At 43.7% G+C, this 18,710-nt stretch carries 13 protein-coding genes and 1 pseudogene; 2 read left to right on the top strand and 12 right to left on the bottom strand.

Annotated features, from left to right (window positions below):
• Positions 1-65: 65 nt before the first annotated feature.
• The gene (locus JK628_RS15520) at positions 66-971 is read right to left on the bottom strand and encodes a hypothetical protein (protein ID WP_202285601.1); all 906 of its coding nucleotides are present in this window, start codon (positions 969-971) and stop codon (positions 66-68) included.
• 431 nt (positions 972-1,402) lie between these two features.
• Here JK628_RS15520 and JK628_RS15515 point away from each other — a divergent pair, with 431 nt between their 5' ends.
• Complete coding sequence (locus JK628_RS15515; protein WP_202285599.1) at positions 1,403-1,861, top strand: hypothetical protein; 459 nt, start codon at positions 1,403-1,405, stop codon at positions 1,859-1,861.
• Positions 1,862-2,774: 913 nt separating this feature from the next.
• Here the strand turns inward: JK628_RS15515 and JK628_RS15510 are convergent.
• From JK628_RS15510 to JK628_RS15475, 8 genes are all read right to left on the bottom strand, one after another.
• Complete coding sequence (locus JK628_RS15510) at positions 2,775-3,431, bottom strand: 3-oxoacid CoA-transferase subunit B (protein WP_202285597.1); 657 nt, start codon at positions 3,429-3,431, stop codon at positions 2,775-2,777.
• 12 nt (positions 3,432-3,443) lie between these two features.
• The gene (locus JK628_RS15505) at positions 3,444-4,160 is read right to left on the bottom strand and encodes a CoA transferase subunit A (protein WP_202285595.1); all 717 of its coding nucleotides are present in this window, start codon (positions 4,158-4,160) and stop codon (positions 3,444-3,446) included.
• Between the two features lie 93 nt (positions 4,161-4,253).
• A complete protein-coding gene (locus JK628_RS15500; RefSeq protein ID WP_202285593.1) occupies positions 4,254-5,156 on the bottom strand; it encodes a hydroxymethylglutaryl-CoA lyase in 903 nt (300 codons plus the stop codon).
• Positions 5,157-7,262, bottom strand: a complete 2,106-nt coding sequence (locus JK628_RS15495; RefSeq protein ID WP_202285591.1) for an acetyl/propionyl/methylcrotonyl-CoA carboxylase subunit alpha — start codon at positions 7,260-7,262, stop codon at positions 5,157-5,159.
• Position 7,263: 1 nt separating this feature from the next.
• On the bottom strand, positions 7,264-8,139 hold the full coding sequence (locus tag JK628_RS15490) for an enoyl-CoA hydratase-related protein (RefSeq protein WP_202285589.1): 876 nt from the start codon (positions 8,137-8,139) through the stop codon (positions 7,264-7,266).
• Between the two features lie 63 nt (positions 8,140-8,202).
• Entirely contained in the window at positions 8,203-9,810 is a 1,608-nt protein-coding gene (locus JK628_RS15485; protein WP_202285587.1) for a carboxyl transferase domain-containing protein, read from the bottom strand.
• Positions 9,811-9,925: 115 nt separating this feature from the next.
• On the bottom strand, positions 9,926-11,095 hold the full coding sequence (locus JK628_RS15480; protein WP_202285585.1) for an isovaleryl-CoA dehydrogenase: 1,170 nt from the start codon (positions 11,093-11,095) through the stop codon (positions 9,926-9,928).
• 100 nt (positions 11,096-11,195) lie between these two features.
• Entirely contained in the window at positions 11,196-11,594 is a 399-nt protein-coding gene (locus JK628_RS15475; RefSeq protein ID WP_202285583.1) for a MerR family transcriptional regulator, read from the bottom strand.
• 362 nt (positions 11,595-11,956) lie between these two features.
• On the opposite strand from JK628_RS15475, the gene JK628_RS15470 reads away from it, so the two are divergent.
• A complete protein-coding gene (locus JK628_RS15470; protein ID WP_202285581.1) occupies positions 11,957-13,861 on the top strand; it encodes a propionyl-CoA synthetase in 1,905 nt (634 codons plus the stop codon).
• A gap of 611 nt (positions 13,862-14,472) precedes the next feature.
• On the opposite strand, the gene JK628_RS15465 is transcribed toward JK628_RS15470, so the two are convergent.
• From JK628_RS15465 to JK628_RS23330, 3 genes and pseudogenes are all read right to left on the bottom strand, one after another.
• Positions 14,473-16,746, bottom strand: coding sequence for a hypothetical protein (locus tag JK628_RS15465; RefSeq protein WP_202285579.1), 2,274 nt, complete (start codon positions 16,744-16,746; stop codon positions 14,473-14,475).
• Entirely contained in the window at positions 16,743-17,888 is a 1,146-nt protein-coding gene (locus JK628_RS15460) for a sensor histidine kinase (RefSeq protein ID WP_202285577.1), read from the bottom strand. Before JK628_RS15460 ends, JK628_RS15465 begins: the two co-directional genes overlap by 4 nt.
• A 331-nt stretch (positions 17,889-18,219) precedes the next feature.
• A pseudogene (locus JK628_RS23330) lies at positions 18,220-18,339 on the bottom strand (transposase); the annotation flags it as partial.
• Between the last annotated feature and the right edge of the window lie 371 nt (positions 18,340-18,710).

Below are 18,710 nucleotides of genomic sequence, written 5' to 3'. Positions count from 1 at the left end.
GTTGTTGTTCCCGGTTAAAACGGACTTGGTTGTATGTCATTAACCAAATCCGCTTCAACAAATAACTAGCTACAATCTCCGACAAGATTTTTCAGTGCTGTTGTATCGTCGGCAGCAGCGACTGAACTTTCAAATAGGTCATCATTCGAAACTCTATATGGAATATGTTTGCCTTCAATCAGCGCATTTATAACTTGGTTAAACCCTTTCTGCGGCAAAATAAAGCCTGACTTGTATGAGTTTGAATATAGCTTTGTGTGCAGCTCAACGGGTTCGTCATTAATTAGGGCAATGAATTTCGCCGTTGTATTTGGAGCAGAAAATACATCTGAATGGCTCCATGTTAGCATTAGCTTTTTATTGTCAGCAGATGTATTGCATGAAACAGTGAAGTTATAGCGCTTAGATTTTTCTCCTTTCCAGGTTTTAACAATGTTGGCTGTTGATTTTGTTGTCTTTTCAAACTTGTTTTGGGTTGTTTCTGTGGCCCAGATAGTACTTGAAACGATGGGATCGTCCATCATGTTGTCAATCCATGCCTTATTTGCCAAGTAATTATCCCAACGAAGCTTATAGCTGGCCGCATTTCTCTTGTATTTGGGATCATTAGCCATGCTTTTGTATGTTTCTGATGAGCCAAAGTCTTGTGAAATAAGCAGTCGCTTTACTTGCTCTTCTGAGAACTCGCCATTCCATTTATGGGAAATCTTTGATGCAAGTACATCGTAGCAAGTCTTCAGATCGCCACCTTTATTATATTTTTCGTTGAAGTATATGTACTTTCCATTCGATTTGGCTTCTGCATTATTTTTGGTGCAGAAGCCTTCATAACTGAAAAACTTTTTAGAGAATTTGTCATAGGACACCAACTCTCCTTCAACACTGCTCGCATCATAGTTCGATACATTCCCGGTTGCTTGACAACCGAGTAATATAGTTGTGGTTGCGATTGTTAAGAGTAGTTTTTTCATTGTGTCCCAATTTCCTCAATATGATTATCAACTTTGGACTATACCCAGCTAAACTACACATGTAAATATACAGTTGTGCAATTATAGCTGGAGTACGAGGTATATTAGACTCCAGCCGTTCATCCTAAGATCACTTTCTGCTGCTATCCTGCAGGGGTAACAATCCACGGATTAAAACTCATTCACCCCCGTAACTAACTCTATTTAGTGAATATTCCGTAACTGTCGTATTGAAAATATTTCATCTGATGATTTGAACGGTGCTGAGAATTGATATCTGCTTGAAAGCTAGTTATGTTATTGATTATCAATGGTTGGCTATGTTTGTCCTTTTAACCAAGGCAAAATACAATGGCTGTGTTGCGTTCCTCCACATTTTAGCCAACAATTTTTTGCCCGTTATTAGAGCGTTACTAGTCTAGGGGGAGTTAATGATCAAGAATATGTTTAAGTGGCTGGGAATAATATTTTTAGGGTTTATCTCTTTAATCATCATCGTGGCCGTATACTCTGGATATAAGCAATCAGAATACAATGAAACGGCCGTTCCTTATATAAAGAAGGTCATTCCGATAATTTCTGAATGGGATATAGAAAAGGCCAAACCACTTTTTGTTTCAGCAACCTTCGAGAATACTTCCGACGAAGATTTTGAAAAGCTTTTTCGTTGGCTTTCGAAACTCGGAACACTAAAAAATATCGAAGACCCAACGTTTACGCAAGTTCATTCTGGTGCAACTATTCAAGATGGTACTAGCACCATTGTGACTTATACCGTTATTGGGCATTACGAGAACGGTGATGCCACCATAACAATTAGATTACTGGATTCAGAGGACTCTTTTGAGATTTATCATTTTAAAATAAATTCTTTAGCACTGATTGAATAGACTTGTAACAAGCCCATTAAGACAGATGGTACCGCCATCACATGGATTGTTAAAAGAAAAGGCGCAACAGAGTGCCTGCATTGCTCACGGCTTGTGGTCAGCTGCTAATGCATTTATGCCCCAAAACGTGCTGGCTGCAATATCAGTTATTGCTTTTTCAAATCAGAATCAACGTCAACGTCGTGGTGCTTCGCCCATTCTTGTAATCAAGAGTAGAGCCAAGGGGTAAAGCGCTTGTACCCGCTCTTGATTTCATAAGAGTAGAACCCTCAGCACCCCGGCGAAATTTCTGAGAAACGAAACTTCCAACGGGGGAGATTATATTCTGCAATTTAGGTTATAGGCCTTTAAGCAAAGGCATTTACTGAAAGTTACGATTTCTAACTGCAGAATTTAATACGCAAATGCTAGATGATCGCGCTTTTCGAAACCAGTGTAGATGCAACTGAGGCCTTCGGTTTCAGGGATGAAACCGCAGAGCGGCCATAGCCAATTCTGTTCCATACAGAATTTGGCATTCCCTCCATCCTTGGAGGTCAGATGGCGCAAAGCGAGCATCAGTTGCGTCTGCACATACGGTCGTTCATTCACATCTGACCCAAAGGGATATGGGGAATGTCGTTATGATGTCGGGAACATCATCGACCATGTGATCACGACATTCGGACATCCTGTCCAGCACCTGCCGCAGGCAATTGGAACCAACTTTGCTAGAAGGTAATCCATTTTTGTCCAGTTACGAGTTAAACTCCTACGGCTGAGTGTGTGTATGCGCCGATATGTAACTCTGCCCTAAATAAAAAACGCAGCTGATTAGCTGCGTTTTCATTGCTGAGACCTTGTTAAACACCGCAGCAAGTAATTTTACTCAAATACCATCTCTGCTAGTAACTAAGTCACCTAGTCAATAAGCCTAGAAGCTCATTTCAGGCACGTGCTCAGGTACTACTAACTTTCCTGCGGTTTTAGAGACGATCTCTTCAACCGATACTCCCGGTGCGCGCTCAAGCAGGTGGAAAGCACCGTCTTTGATCTCCATAAAGGCCAAGTCGGTTAATACACGTTTGATACAGCCAAAACCCGTTAGCGGCAGTTCGCACTTAGGTAACAGCTTAGAGTTACCTTTTTTATCAGCGTGCATCATGGTGACGATGATGTTGTCAGCGCCAGCCACTAAATCCATCGCGCCGCCCATGCCTTTAATCAGTTTGCCTGGGATCATCCAAGAGGCGATAGAGCCTTGTTCGTCGACTTCAAAGGCGCCGAGTACGGTTAAATCTACATGGCCGCCACGGATCATGGCAAAGCTCTCGCTTGATGAGAAAAACGATGCACCATCAACCGCTGTTACGGTCTGTTTCCCGGCGTTGATCAGGTCGGCATCGATGGTCTCTTCTGTTGGAAACTCGCCCATGCCGAGTAGACCATTTTCAGATTGCAGCATCACCTCTATTCCTGCTGGAATGTAGTTGGCGACGAGTGTTGGAATACCTATGCCTAGGTTGACGTAAAAGCCGTCTTGGAGCTCTTTTGCTACACGTTGCGCCAGTTGTTCTCTTGATAATGCCATGGTGTAGCCTCCTTATTGCTTAGTGTCTGCGGCAGCTTTAACGGTACGTTGCTCTATACGTTTCTCGAACGTGCCTTGGATAATACGGTCGACGTAGATCCCCGGTGTATGGATATGATCAGGGTCGAGTTCACCGGGTTCTACAATATGCTCAGCTTCTACCACGGTGATTTTACCGGCGGTTGCCATCATTGGATTAAAGTTAGCGGCGGTTTTACGAAACACTAGGTTACCCATAGTATCGGCTTTCCACGCTCGAACTAAGGCAAAATCAGCTTTAAGCGCGGGTTCAAGTACATAATGACGCCCGTCAATTTCGCGGGTCTCTTTACCGTCTGCGACGGGCGTACCGTAGCCTGTTGCGGTGAAGAAAGCGGGAATACCGGCGCCGCCAGCACGAATTTTTTCAGCTAACGTGCCTTGAGGCGTTAAGATCACGTTGAGTTCGCCAGAAAGCATCTGCTGTTCGAAGGTGGCATTTTCGCCAACATAAGAGGCGATCATGGTGTCGATTTGGCGGCTCTTCAATAGCAAGCCTAGGCCAAAGTCATCGACGCCAGCGTTATTCGAGATAGCGGTTAGGCCTGTTACGCCGGTTTTGACCATCTGCGCGATTAAGCCTTCGGGAATACCACATAATCCAAATCCGCCGACCATGACGGTCATGTCATTACTGAGGCCTTTTAATGCCTCCTCATAACTAGCGACAACCTTATTTAGTCCTGCCATTGTTGTTATCTCCATATTAAGGGAGCCACTTTAAACTGTAGGGTATGCGGCTCTCTATAAACTCATTCTGTAAAATATGTAAGCAACTCAGTGTTAAACGGCGAGTGCTTGTGCGACCTTGGCGCCATTAGTGCGCCCAAGTGCTTGGCTAATTTTGTTACCTGCCAAGGCAAGTTTATTGATATCTATTCCGGTTTCAATGCCGAGACCATGGAGCATATAAACCAGATCTTCAGTGGCTAAATTGCCCGATGCACCTTTGGCATAAGGACAGCCGCCTAGACCCGCCACCGATGAGTCAATAACGCTGACGCCTGTCTCTAAGCAGGCCAATATGTTAGCGAGTGCTTGACCGTAGGTGTCATGAAAATGCAGCGCCAGTTTTGAGACGGGAACGACATTGGCGACAGCTTCTACCATCTTACGGGCATTAAGCGCAGTGCCAACCCCTATAGTGTCGCCGAGCGAGATCTCATAACAACCCATTTTGTAAAGTAATTCAGACACCCTAGCCACTTCACTAACGGCGATATCACCTTCGTAAGGGCAACCGAGCACGCACGATACATAGCCACGTACACGAATATTATTGGCTTTAGCCAGCTCCATCACTGGGATAAAGCGCTCAATCGATTCCTCAATCGAGCAGTTAATATTGCGCTGGCTAAAGCTTTCTGAAGCAGCGCCAAAAATGGCAACTTCATCGCTTCCGGCGGCAAGCGCAAGTTCCAAGCCTTTAAGGTTCGGCGTGAGGGCACTGTAGGTCACATCAGTGTTGCGAGCGATCCCGCCAAGCACATCAGCCGAGTCTGCCATTTGCGGCACCCATTTCGGCGACACAAAGCTCGCGGCCTCGATGCGCTTAACACCGGCAGCGGCTAAATCTTCAATCAAGACAATCTTATCTGCCGTGGTGACGGGCTTTTCGTTTTGCAAACCGTCACGGGCGCCGACTTCAAAAATGCTGACCTGTTTAGCGTATGAATTTGAGGACATTTACACTGGCTCCTCTGTCAAAGACGATTCAACAACGGCGGGTTCAATTTCGGCGAGTAGCATACCGTCACTGACCAGTTCGCCAGCATTAAAGAAGAATGCACTTACAACGCCGTCAAATGGTGACTCAATCGTATACTCCATCTTCATCGCTTCCATCACCATAATGCCTTGGCCTGCAACAACCTTGTCACCTTTTTCAACTAGATGAGTCACGATGGTGCCGTTCATGGGGGCTTTAAGCTTATCCTCTAAGTTATCTTGCTCCTCAACCACTTCAGATTGAAGTGCACGGTAGTGATAGCTGCTTGAGTTGATAAACAGGGTAAAGTCATCGCCCACCTGACTGACAGGGACTTTTATCTTATGCCCTGTGCGCTTAATGGTTTGAGCGCAATGACTACTATCAGTTGTCGGGAATAGTGCAATTTCAGCATGTAGTGTTTCACCGATAAGCTCACCAGAGAGCGTTAGCTGGCTATCATTAATTTTAAGCTGGTAGACCGATTGACCACCTAGCTGAGTTTCGGTCAGCTCTAGGTGATTAATTTGCTGGTCATCATCGAGTAGGGCAACTTGATGCACGCTAGCACTGTTAAGTCTGAAGCCGTTAACAGCGCCCCAAGGCGAATAAGGATCATGACTATTGACTGCACAACGCTTAGCGTCCGCTTTGCGGGCGCATAGTTGATAAAGCGCTGCTAGTGCCAACGCGGTGTTGCGCTCATTCGACTGGCTGTCGCTCAGGCCATGGCCAATCAATGAGTCACCATAACGCTCAATAAAGTCAGTGCTAAAATTGGCTTCACTAAACGCGTCATGTTCAGCAATGTTGGCAAGAAATTCAATATTGTGTTTTAAGCCGCTTATTTGATAGGAGGCGAGGGCGTGAACTAGGCGCTGCAATGCACGCGGACGCGATTCATCCCAAGTGATGAGCTTGGAGATCATCGGATCATAAAAGTTACTGATCACATCATTTTCGCGCACCCCAGAGTCAATACGGACAAACTTGCTCTGCTCTGGTTCGCGTAAAAAGTTGAGCTTGCCACTGGCAGGCAGAAAATCATTTTGCGGATCTTCGGCATAAATACGTACTTCAAAGGCATGGCCATGAATACGTACTTCATCTTGGGTTAATGGTAACTCACTGCCACTGGCAACCATTAGCTGCCATTTGACCAGATCTTGTCCAGTGACCATTTCGGTGACAGGATGCTCTACCTGTAGACGGGTGTTCATCTCCATAAAGTAGAAACTGCCATCGGTATCAAGCAGGAACTCAACGGTGCCGGCGCCTTCATAGTTAATCGCTTTAGCGGCTGCAACAGCGGCTTCGCCCATGCTAATGCGCAGCGCGTCACTAAGCCCAGGTGCCGGGGCTTCTTCGACCACTTTTTGATGGCGACGTTGAATGGAACAATCGCGATCGGATAGATAGATACAGTGACCTTGGCTATCGGCAAAGACTTGCACTTCAACATGGCGTGGCTGGCGTAAATAACGCTCCATCAGTAACTTATCATTACCAAATGAGCTTATTGCTTCGCGCCTTGCAGATTGAATCGCCTCTAATACTTCAGCGCTGTTTTCGACAATACGCATGCCTTTACCGCCGCCGCCGTAGGCTGCTTTGATAAGCAGTGGGAAGCCCATTTTATTGGCTTCGCTGACGAGTACATCATCTTCTTGCACATCGCCATGGTAACCAGGCACTAAGGGTACATTAGCGGCGCCCATAATCTCTTTAGCAGCACTTTTACTGCCCATTGAATCAATAGCGGCGGCGCTAGGGCCCACAAAGGCAATACCACTTTGCTCACACTTCAGGGCGAATTCAGCGTTTTCAGATAGAAAACCATAACCTGGGTGGATAGCTTGAGCGCCTGATTTTTTGGCAATATCGATAATTAGATCGGCTTTTAAGTACGAGTCCGCTGGCGCGCTGCCACCGAGATAAAACGACTCATCAGCCATGGCAACATGACGTGCGTCAATGTCGGCATCTGAATACAGTGCCACGGTGCGTACGCCCATCGCTTGAGCTGTTTTAATGATACGACAGGCAATTTCACCACGGTTGGCAATTAGCAACTTAGTAAACATATTATTTGGCTCCTTGTGCGCTAGCAGCACTGTTGTTTTTATCTATTGAACCGTTAGCAATAGTCCAGTCGGGGCTGCGCTTGTCAAAGAATGCGTTGAGCCCCTCTTGACCCTCATCTGATACCCGAATACGGGCGATACGTTCGCTGGTGTGATCCAGTGTCGCTTGATCTATCACGCCGCTCTCAAGTGTTGAAAGCAGGCTTTTAGCCCAAGCCATACCCTGCGGACTATTAGCCAAAAGCGCAGTGATGATAGGCTCTGCAGCGGCATCTAAATCATCAGCTACTTCATGGACGACTTGCAGCTCTAATGCTTTTTGCACCTTGAATCTCTCTGCCGTTAGCATATAGCGACGTGCGGCGCGTTGTCCCATAGCTCGGGTAACATAAGGGCTAATGACGGCAGGAATAAGTCCAAGCTTTACTTCACTTAGGCAGAAGCTGGCGCGCTCATTGGCAATGGCGATATCGCAGCAGCAGATAAGGCCAAGTGCACCACCAAAAGCGGCGCCTTGTACTTTAGCTATCGTCGGTTTCGGGAACTTGTCGAGCACTGACATCAACTTAGCAAGCTCGTTGGCATCAGATAGATTCTGCTGAAAGTCCATGGTGGCTTGCTTACGCATCCAGTTTAAGTCGGCGCCTGCACTGAAGTTTTTGCCATTGGCTTTTAATATCAGTACTTGGCATTGCGGATTATGTCCGAAGTATTCCAGTACTTGGATCATCTCGCTTATCATCACCTCATCAAAGGCATTATGTTTGCCTGGGCGATCCAGAATAAGCTCGGCGACGCCATTGTTGAGTGTGCAACTGACGTACTGACACTGCTCTGAAAGTGTCTGCGCCGTCATTTGTAGGGTTTGATTAGTCATAGTGTTGTTCCCAATTTAGCTCCAAGGTTTAGCTTTGGTTTCTGTTATAGCAATGGAGCCCCATTACATACGGAACACACCAAATTTAGTCTCCTCTATCGGCGCATTAAGCGCGGCAGAGAGTGCTAAACCAACAACATCTCGAGTTTGTGCAGGGTCAATAATACCGTCGTCCCAAAGACGTGCACTAGCATGATACGGATGACCCTCTTTATCGTATTGCTCAACAATGGGCTTACGGAAGTTTTGTTCATCTTCATCAGACCAATCAAGGCCTTTACGTTTTAGTCCATCACGTTTTACCGTGGCCAAAACGCCTGCGGCTTGTTCGCCGCCCATGACTGATATGCGCGCATTTGGCCACATCCACATCATGGTGGGGTCGAAAGCTCTACCGCACATACCATAGTTACCTGCGCCGTAGCTGCCACCAATAATGACGGTAAACTTAGGCACGTTGGCACATGAAACCGCAGTCACCATTTTGGCTCCGTGCTTAGCTATCCCTTCATGTTCGTACTTTTTACCGACCATAAAACCGGTAATGTTTTGTAAGAACAGTAGTGGGATCTTGCGTTGGCAACACAGTTCAATAAAGTGAGCGCCTTTTTGCGCCGACTCAGAGAACAAGATGCCGTTGTTAGCCACAATGCCGACAGGATAGCCATGAATGCGGGCAAAACCACACACCAGAGTGCTGCCATAGTTGGCTTTAAATTCGTCAAAATCAGAATCATCGACAACGCGAGCAATCACCTCTTTGACGTCAAAAGGCTTTTTAAGATCGGTACCAACAATGCCATACAGCTCGTTAATATCGAACTTTGGCGGTTGAACCGGGCTAAGCTGAGCTGCAATCTTCTTCTGATGATTGAGTCGAGTCACGGCTTTACGAGCAAGTTCTAGGGCGTGCTCATCATTTTGCGCCAGGTGATCGGCAACGCCTGAAATCTTAGTGTGCACCTCTGCACCGCCGAGCTCTTCAGCGGTGACCTCTTCGCCCGTTGCTGCTTTTACCAGAGGCGGACCCGCAAGGAAGATGGTGCCTTGCTCTTTAACGATAATGGACTCATCTGCCATTGCCGGAACGTATGCGCCGCCAGCAGTACAAAGCCCCATCACTACGGCAATTTGTGGAATACCTTTAGCGGACATCTGCGCTTGGTTATAGAAGATACGACCGAAATGGTCTCTGTCTGGAAACACTTCATCTTGGCGAGGTAAGTTAGCGCCGCCTGAGTCGACAAGGTAAATACAGGGCAGGTGACAACGGCTGGCAATCTCTTGCGCTCGAATATGTTTTTTAACCGTAACTGGGTAGTAGGTGCCGCCTTTTACGGTGGCATCGTTGGCAATAATCATGCATTCAACCCCGCTAACGCGGCCAATACCCGCAATCACGCCAGCGGCAGGGACGACATCTTCATAGAGTTCGAAAGCGGCAAATTGCGAGATCTCTAAAAAGGGAGAACCTGGATCGAGAAGTTTTTCAACACGTTGACGCGGTAGTAATTTTCCTCGCGAAAGGTGACGTTCACGGGCAACCTCACCACCACCTAGCTCAATTTGCTGTAGCTTTGACTTGAGATCTTGGACGACGCTAGCCATGTCATCAAATTTGGCTTTGAATTCGTCGCTGCGGGCATTAATACGACTGCTGAGTTGAGTCACAATTTCAATCCTTTTGAAGCTGGACCGTGGGCGACGTTGTGGCTGTCGCCCTTGTTCCAAATTAGGGCTCTAATAGCTCGCTAGGCGAGCCTTGTTATTGATGATTTAGTTAGATTTATTTTGATTCGTTAAATAACTCGCGGCCAATGAGCATACGGCGTATTTCAGAGGTACCCGCGCCAATCTCATAAAGTTTAGCGTCACGCAGCAAACGGCCGGTGGCGTAATCATTGACGTAACCGTTACCGCCGAGCAGTTGAATCGCATCGAGTGCCATCTTGGTTGCCAACTCCGCTGAATACAAAATAGCGCCAGCGGCATCTTTACGGGTCGTTTCGCCGCGGTCACATGATTTAGCCACATTGTAGATGTAAGATTTGGCGGCATTCATGCCAGTGTACATATCGGCAAGTTTGCCCTGTACTAGCTGGAACTGACCAATGGATTTACCAAACTGTTCACGCTCATGGATGTAAGGCACAACGATGTCCATACTGGCTGCCATGATCCCAAGCGGGCCACCTGATAGCACGACTCGCTCGTAATCAAGACCACTCATCAACACTTTAACGCCATTGTTTAAGCCACCAAGGATGTTCTCCTCAGGCACTTCGCAATCTTCAAATACTAGCTCACAGGTGTTTGAGCCGCGCATGCCGAGCTTGTCTAGTTTTTGTGCTTGGCTAAAGCCTTTTGAACCTCGCTCAACAATAAACGCGGTAATACCGTGGGCACCTTTATCAAGGTCGGTTTTAGCGTAGATAACATAAGTGTGGGCATCTGGCCCGTTAGTGATCCACATTTTGTTGCCGTTAAGAATATAGCGGTCACCCTCTTTACGGGCATGCAGTTTCATTGAAACCACATCTGAGCCTGCATTGGGCTCACTCATCGCGAGGGCACCAATGTGCTCACCGCTAACGAGTTTTGGCAGGTACTTATCTTTTTGCTCTTTATTACCGTTACGGTTTATCTGGTTAACACAAAGGTTTGAGTGAGCGCCGTAGCTAAGCCCGATAGAGGCTGATGCTCGTGAGATCTCTTCCATGGCAACAACGTGAGCAAGATAGCCCATATTCGCTCCACCGTACTCTTCCGCTACCGTAACACCTAATAGACCCATGTCACCGAGTACCGGCCACAGCTCATTCGGAAATGCGTTATCGATATCTGTTTTGGCAGCTATTGGCGCAATTTCATTAGCGGCAAAGTGTTGTACTGCATCACGCAGCATATCGACGTCTTCACCGAGGCCGAAATTTAGAGATGAGTAGAGTTGAGTCATGTGCTTGTATCCTGTCAATGTGTCCATTTATTCAAGTTCACTGATCTATGTCGTGATACTCGTAGGCTTGTTATTTAGTTGGTGTTATCAAGTGCTGTTTTTACTCACTATTATTGGCTAGTGCATCACGGCATTGCTGTTCTGCCGAGTTAAGCTCCATTAATACTACTTTGATGTCGTCCATTTGCTGCTGTAGGGCGACTTTCTTATCTTCAACTAGGTCGAGCATAGTATGCAGCTGGGTGCTGCTATTTTTGTCTGCATCGTATAGTTCGAACAAGCGTCTTGTTTCTGCCAAAGAGAAACCTAAACGTTTACCGCGCAAAATAAGTTTGAGTCTAACTCGCTCGGTCAAATTGTAGATCCGAGTTTGACCGCGGCGCTTAGGTTTAAGCAGGCCTTGATCTTCATAAAAACGAATACTACGAGTGGTGATATCAAACTCTTTTGATAAATCACTTATTGAGTATGTCGTTTGGGGTAACTGTTTTTCAGTCATTAATAACACCATATTTATTAACTTTTCTTGCACGATATATGAAGTTTACGTAAAGGTAAAGTTTGAGCGTGATAGCGACAGTTGTTTTCATGTCAATTGTGCGTGCCATAACGCTAATATTGGCTAAACGTACGTTTGATTTTTATTGTCTGGTTTGGTTTTAATTTCTATTTTAAACACTTACTTAGCAGGTATTTAAGTTGCTCCATTCCCTAATGGATAGCGGCATTACACACTCATTCTAAGGTCTAATGGGGATTTTTTGAGCGGCGGAGCATAATGCTTAAAAGAGAATAAAGGGACAATACTCATTGTGGGGTAACTGAGTTTACCCTGTGGTGACGTTAACTGGAGTATGCATAGTGAAACATAAAAACACGCAGTTACATGCAAGTTCAATCTCAAATCCACAGCAGTTTTGGGGGCAGGCCGCCCAAGCTATTGATTGGGTGTCACCGTGGAATAAAGTACTCGATGATAGCGAAGCACCTTTTTACCATTGGTTTAAAGGTGGCAAGATGAATACTTGCTTCAATGCGGTTGATAGGCATGTTAACGCTGGGCGTGGTGCTCAAATTGCGATTCAGTATGTCAGCCCAGTAACAGAGACTGAATATGGAATTACCTATCAAGAACTGCTGGCGCAAGTAAGTCGTTTAGCAGGTTACATGGACTCCATTGGGGTTAAAAAAGGCGACCGGGTGGTGATCTATATGCCGATGGTGCCGGAAACTGCCTATGCCATGCTAGCGTGTGCGCGCATTGGTGCTATTCACTCTGTGGTGTTTGGTGGCTTTGCGGCTAATGAACTCGCAACTCGAATCAACGATGCTAAACCTAAGCTTATTTTGTCAGCGTCATGCGGTATAGAGCCATCAGGGGTCGTAGCCTATAAGCCATTACTGGACAATGCACTGGAGCAGGCAACGCATAAAGTTGAACACTGCTTAATCTTAAACAGAAGCCAGCTAGAAGCAACACTGCAGCCTGGCCGTGACATTGATTGGCAAAGCGGTGTTGCTACTGCGCCGAACATTGATTGTGTGGCGTTAGATGCAACCGATCCACTTTATGTGCTTTATACCTCGGGCACAACCGGGCAACCGAAAGGTGTGGTTCGAGACAATGGTGGCCACAGTGTGGCACTCGCTTGGTCGATGAAGCATATCTATGACATTGATGCTGGCGATAGTTTTTGGGCGGCATCTGATGTGGGTTGGGTAGTGGGCCACTCCTATATTGTTTATGGCCCCTTGCTGGTGGGTGCAACCACGTTAATGTATGAAGGCAAGCCGATTGGTACGCCGGATCCCGGTGCTTTTTGGCGCACTATTGCTAAGTACAATGTGAAAAGCTTTTTCACCGCACCGACGGCAATTCGAGCGATTAAACGCGATGATCCCGATGGTGAGTATCTTGAAGGTGTTGATCTGTCATGTTTGAAAAATGTCTTTTTGGCAGGAGAGCGCTGCGACCCTGATACCTTACATTGGTCTGAGGATAAGCTTAAAAAGCCGATTATCGATCATTGGTGGCAGACAGAAACCGGCTGGCCTGTGGCGGCTAACCTAATGGGATACGCGCCGGTCGAGGTCAAAGCGGGTTCTCCTGCATTAGCGGTACCGGGTTATCAAATAGAAGTGGTCGACATTATGGGTGAGCAAGTAGCTGCCAATGAGTCGGGTAATGTGGTGATTAAATTGCCATTGCCGCCGGGGACTTTAACCACACTTTGGCAAAATGAGCAGCGCTATGTTGATAGCTACTTGTCTATGTATCCTGGTTACTATCTCACGGGCGATGCAGGTTATAAAGATGAAGATGGTTACCTTTATATTATGAGCCGCATCGATGACATTATTAATGTCGCTGGGCATCGCCTCTCAACAGGTCGCTTTGAAGAGGTATTATGCCAACATGATGCCGTTGCCGAAGCTGCTGTTATCGGTGTTGAAGATGAACTCAAAGGGCAGGTTCCCTTAGGGTTAGTGGTGCTCAAAAAGGGTGTAATGCTCGAAGAGCAGGAACTTAACAAACAGCTGATGGCGTTAGTGCGTAAAGAGATAGGTCCCGTTGCCGCGTTTAGGTTAGTCAGCGCGGTGCAAAAGTTACCTAAAACCCGCTCGGGTAAAATTTTGCGCGGCACCATGCGTAATATTGCCGATAACAAAAAGTACAATGTGCCAGCGACTATAGAAGATCCTGCGACCTTAGATATTGTCCGCAATACTCTCACTCGCATGGGATACGCTGACGCGCATGTATAGCGTTTAAACCTGTTGCTGGAAGCTTATGACATAAGTGGCTTCCAGCTTTCAATACAATGAAAAGAGCAATTATCGTTAAGCCATTTTGGGACAAAAACAAGCTAGCTTAGCAGAACAACTTGGGAGTCATCCCGGCAAGGCTTCTGGGCCGGGATCTAGTGCCATTACCTATGATGGAAAGCAGCTCATCCACTATGTTCCTTTGCAAGCCGCCGTGAATACCTCCATGTAGGCTCTGCTGAAAAATCCCTTTTTCAGAAGCTTGCACGTTCCACAGCAGATGCTCTGCCAGCGAGTTCAGAGCATCATCCAGCTCATTTTTGGACAAAAGCTTGCTAGAGTTAAAAATCTAGAAATGAGTATTGGCATTAGAAAAAGTATCTTAGTTGCCCTAATCCACTACATTCTATTAAATCCCGCAAGATACAGACCTGACCCCATAGTTCTTTTTTTACCTGATGTGAGCTTACGAATCAATAAGAGGCAGAGGAATACACTTGGCTATTAAACTCCGTTAGAAGTTTTTACGGGCAAGCGTATGTAGAGAATCGTAGGTTACGAAACCTCTGCGTTAAGAACAAATTGAAAATAATGGACTGAATTAGCTGTAACTATAAGGGAACTGTTACGGACAACTCATTAGCTGTAGTATTTTCTAATATTTCTTGTTTTGCATATTCAACTAACATCCAAGTCATTGAGTGCTTTACTTTATCTATAGAGTGATTAGAAAAACCAAGCAAATGATCTTTTTTGACTTGTAACTTTTTAGTACACAGAGCAAGTAAAATTTCAGGTAAGCCTGTAGATTCTTCAGTTTCAGGAAATTTCAGCATTCTTTCAATTAAAGAGCCAATAATCCGACTTTTAGCATCATCAGCACTGTAATCTAACTCTCTAGATTTCGCAGTCCTTAAGACACTAGCTTGAATAACTCCTTCATTGAACCTATCAAACAGAAGAGGATCCAGTTGCCTAATAATATATCCTGTTCCTAATGGAATAGTGCCATTGTTTTTAGCTGTTGTTCTTAACCGTTGTAATACGGAAGATACTGTAAAATAAACTGTCGATTGGTGATAGAAGTCATGATCGTTATCACCTTTATTCCAGAATGCGAACGTTTTACCTAAAACTAAGTCTTTCCCCACAGGCGATGCTAGAAAAAGGTGTTTACCTAGACCTTGATTTTTAATTGATGAAGCACTTCTTAATTTCTTGTCCCGCTGCTCAATAACTGCCTTCAATGCAGCATCATTTTGATGATTTTCACCTAACTTTTTTAATAGTTCAAGTTCTTTATCCCAGCTGTTCTCTTTGTGTTCATTAATCGGCATTAGGATTTTTTCAATCACATGAAATTGATGAAAACCACATGGCCCTTCTGAAAACTTTAAATCCATTTGTAATTTCTTGAATTCACTCTCACTATTATACTTGGCAAAACCAACTATATAGGTAATGGGCAATTCATTAAATTTCCGTAATGCTCTGCTAATATTTAAAAGTGATTTACCTGATTCCAATGAGCCAGCGACAACAACAATACCTTTTTTAGGTGTTATTTCATGTGGTATTTCACCGTCATACAAATCAACTTCAAGGTCTAGCTGTGATATGTTTTTTTGAATCAGATTGGCTAATTCTTTTGCGCCTTGGTCTTTACAGTGAATAATACAATCAGTGTTTAGAGGGAAGAAACGATGAATGTTATTCTGTACACGCTCTTTAAAACTCTGTTGTTGAATGATTTTACTAACATCAATAAAATATTCAGGCGTTGGCTTTTTTGTTCCGTCAACACCATCAAATAAACATCGAAATGCATCAAGATCTTTATATTTATTAATCAAACACCTTAAGTTATTATCCGAATCGACAGCTAAGGGTAAATATGCTTCTGTTCTCGGAGAATCAAAAATAAATCGACTTTTATCAAGCGCAATTGGAATTGAATGTTCCTTTAAACACATGGGGCATTCATTCTCATCGTAAGAATGAAAATGTTCAAAATATGATTTACAAAATTTATTTTTGTATTTTTCAAATTCAACTAAAACTTTTTGTTCGCTATCGTTTACTTGAGTCATTATTACAGAGACAAGAGACGCTTTCTCTAATGAAGAGTTTATCCTTAGTTTTTTGAACAAGTTGTTACTTGTGGAAGCTGAAATTAAGACAAGCGTATTAGCATCTGAGCTAAAGTTATATTGCTCTAATCCTCCGTAACTTCCAAATGAATCAATTGAAATTATTTCTGCACTTTTATCAAATGCCCGAGTTATATTACTTAGTTCAAAAGCTAAGGAATAAACACCTGAAGTGTCAACATAAATCTTGCTTAACTTTTCAGGTAACAACTTTAAAAGGCTAGTTGCAATGAATGAAATTTCAGCAGACGATTCAAGTAAGTTTTTAACATCAATAAATTTACTTGTATGTTTTCCTGAAGGCTTAATAAAGTGAATATTAGAATGAGCTTCAACAATTAAATTACGATTGATTATAATGTTATACAATCCAAAATCTATTAAGTTATTCATTTCAACGCTTTTAAGTTTACTCTTACCTTCATTAAAAACAGTTAACTCAAACTGGCCATTTCGCTTAACAAAACATGTATGAAAATTAATTTCTTGAAAGCTATTTACTCTATCCTTAATTTTTATCTGAGCTTCAGGATTAAGTAATTTTTGTGTGATTTCATCTTTATTAAATTCAGGAGTGATGAAAACTATATTGCGAATAAAAATTGAAGACTTAAATTGAGTTACTACTTCGTTACAGAAAGCTTCGAGACAAAAAGTAGCCCCTGAATAAAAACAAACCAAAAAGTTAGGTTTGTTTGTACTAAGATCCGTTTGGTAAAAATAAAAATTTTTCATCGTAAAGGCACCAGAATACTGCAAGCTAAACCTTCTACAGGTGCTAGCTCATTATAGTTATCATTTAATTTATTTGTTTCATCATACAAGGACAGAGGCGATTGTTCTGCTTCAATTAAAGGCTGCAAATTAAAATCACGATACACACCAACTCTGCCTGTTCTTAGGGATATAAAACCCTTTCGTTTATCTAAAACGCTACGAACATTAAACAGACCTCTACCATAGCCTTGAGAATCAGCTTTTGAAGTTACACCTTTAGCAAATGACTTTTCTACAACTTCAACTTCATCCTCAATGCTAATATCTAAAATACTGTTAGATGAAAAGGATTTTAAAATACCTTCACCACTGTCAAAAATAGAGATCTCTAACAAATGTACCGTACGGTTATCAACTCGAATACCCTCTAAGTACGCAGTAATAGCTGAATCTTTCCCGCCTATACTTTCAGAAGTTTGCTCTTTACTTATAAGCTTATAGTCAATGACAAGTCCTCTTACAGACTTATTTACTTGTCCTGTATTAATTTCAAGCTTGCCGTGCTGCTCAGTATTTTCTATAAGCTCATAAATAACTTGGCCTAAATCATCTATCTGTTCTTCGCTAACCGTCGATTTAGTCGGGCTTAAATCAATAATTCTATCGAGCAAATTAGTATAGAACTGACTTTGCTTTAAGGAATTAGTACTTTCAGGGGAATAAAAGCAATTAGGAAAAGCATACTTTTTAATAGAATGATCCACAGCAAACAGCTGAACCCGTTGACCTGTTCTGTAAATTGACTCGTTAAGGCGTGTTTGTATGGCTAAGTTGATTTTAGATTTAAGCTCAACCGCAACCTTCTCACCTTCTGAAGTAATATCTTTTTCATACACTTCATTAGACATTAATAGTGAGGTTAAGCTATGTGGTGAGTCTAATAACTCGGGAACAGAATTTTCCTTAGCTGACTCAAATTGAAAGAATTTAACTTTTTTATTCGAATCAGGTTTTAGTACCGTTATAAACAATTGACATATACGAGGTAGTAAACCTAACCGCAATATTTTAAATTGTTGTGGCAAGTTAATAATTTTATCGTTTCTTTTTTCATATAAATTTTCTAACTTATCATTAGTCAATATTGACGGAACTTTCATCAATGAACTCCATTTAATGCCTTTCAACAACGGCTGGTGCAAAGTCAAACAATTAACTAACCACCCATTAACAATCAACAACATACAGCTTCTTCGGTACAAACTCAAATTCACGCAGCGTAAGTGGCAAGCTATATCAAGTTAAAGAGAAGGTATTGCCTGTGGCTATGTGGATTATCAGCTATTCAGTGGTAAAATATGAAAGTTTGAGCAGGGCTTACCGCCTTTTGCTACAGGACGATTTAAATTGTGCTGGAGTGTAGTTAACTCAACCTTGAATTAGCTATTTTCAAAAAATTTGTAGCAGCTGGTAAACTGCCGTCATCGCTTTCTAAATGTCACAGTAACGGGTCATTTCTTGCGTGGTGCCCACTGGGCCATGAAACAGCTTACCAATCTCACAGGTGAGCCTTATCCAGTTATCAACCGGAATATTGGCCTTGTAAAAGATAGGACAGGCATATCTTCTAGATTGAACGTGGCCCTTTCAGATTAGCTTTCCTACGACTAAAGCTTTACTCACCCGATTTACTTTTTGAACTGCGAAACTCACTTTGGGGCAAAAATGAGCTAGCTTTTAACAATGGCGGTTCCAATGACCTGCAGCAGGCGTATGTGCAGACGCAACTGAGACCCGCCGCAACTCTTTATAAAAGAAAGGGTCCCTGTGGACTCAACGAAAACATCTGACCTCCATGGACGGAGGGAATGCCAAATTATGTCTGGAACATAATTGGCCCTATTTCCGAAGGACTCAGCTTCATCTACACTGGGTTATAAAAGCGCAAGCTCTCAGCATTAGAGCTATCAATAAAAGCTTTT

Origin of the sequence: Shewanella sp. KX20019 (genome assembly GCF_016757755.1) — a bacterium.
Taxonomy (GTDB): Bacteria; Pseudomonadota; Gammaproteobacteria; order Enterobacterales; family Shewanellaceae; genus Shewanella.
This window is presented reverse-complemented; position numbering and strand designations above follow the sequence as displayed.

Excerpts from the sequence above, each read along its gene's own strand:
- JK628_RS15520 (WP_202285601.1), bottom strand. The coding sequence starts at position 971 with ATGAAAAAACTACTCTTAACAATCGCAACCACAACTATATTACTCGGT.
- JK628_RS15515 (WP_202285599.1), top strand. The coding sequence starts at position 1,403 with ATGATCAAGAATATGTTTAAGTGGCTGGGAATAATATTTTTAGGGTTT.
- JK628_RS15510 (WP_202285597.1), bottom strand. The coding sequence starts at position 3,431 with ATGGCATTATCAAGAGAACAACTGGCGCAACGTGTAGCAAAAGAGCTC.
- JK628_RS15505 (WP_202285595.1), bottom strand. The coding sequence starts at position 4,160 with ATGGCAGGACTAAATAAGGTTGTCGCTAGTTATGAGGAGGCATTAAAA.
- JK628_RS15500 (WP_202285593.1), bottom strand. The coding sequence starts at position 5,156 with ATGTCCTCAAATTCATACGCTAAACAGGTCAGCATTTTTGAAGTCGGC.
- JK628_RS15495 (WP_202285591.1), bottom strand. The coding sequence starts at position 7,262 with ATGTTTACTAAGTTGCTAATTGCCAACCGTGGTGAAATTGCCTGTCGT.
- JK628_RS15490 (WP_202285589.1), bottom strand. The coding sequence starts at position 8,139 with ATGACTAATCAAACCCTACAAATGACGGCGCAGACACTTTCAGAGCAG.
- JK628_RS15480 (WP_202285585.1), bottom strand. The coding sequence starts at position 11,095 with ATGACTCAACTCTACTCATCTCTAAATTTCGGCCTCGGTGAAGACGTC.
- JK628_RS15475 (WP_202285583.1), bottom strand. The coding sequence starts at position 11,594 with ATGACTGAAAAACAGTTACCCCAAACGACATACTCAATAAGTGATTTA.
- JK628_RS15465 (WP_202285579.1), bottom strand. The coding sequence starts at position 16,746 with ATGAAAAATTTTTATTTTTACCAAACGGATCTTAGTACAAACAAACCT.
- JK628_RS15460 (WP_202285577.1), bottom strand. The coding sequence starts at position 17,888 with ATGAAAGTTCCGTCAATATTGACTAATGATAAGTTAGAAAATTTATAT.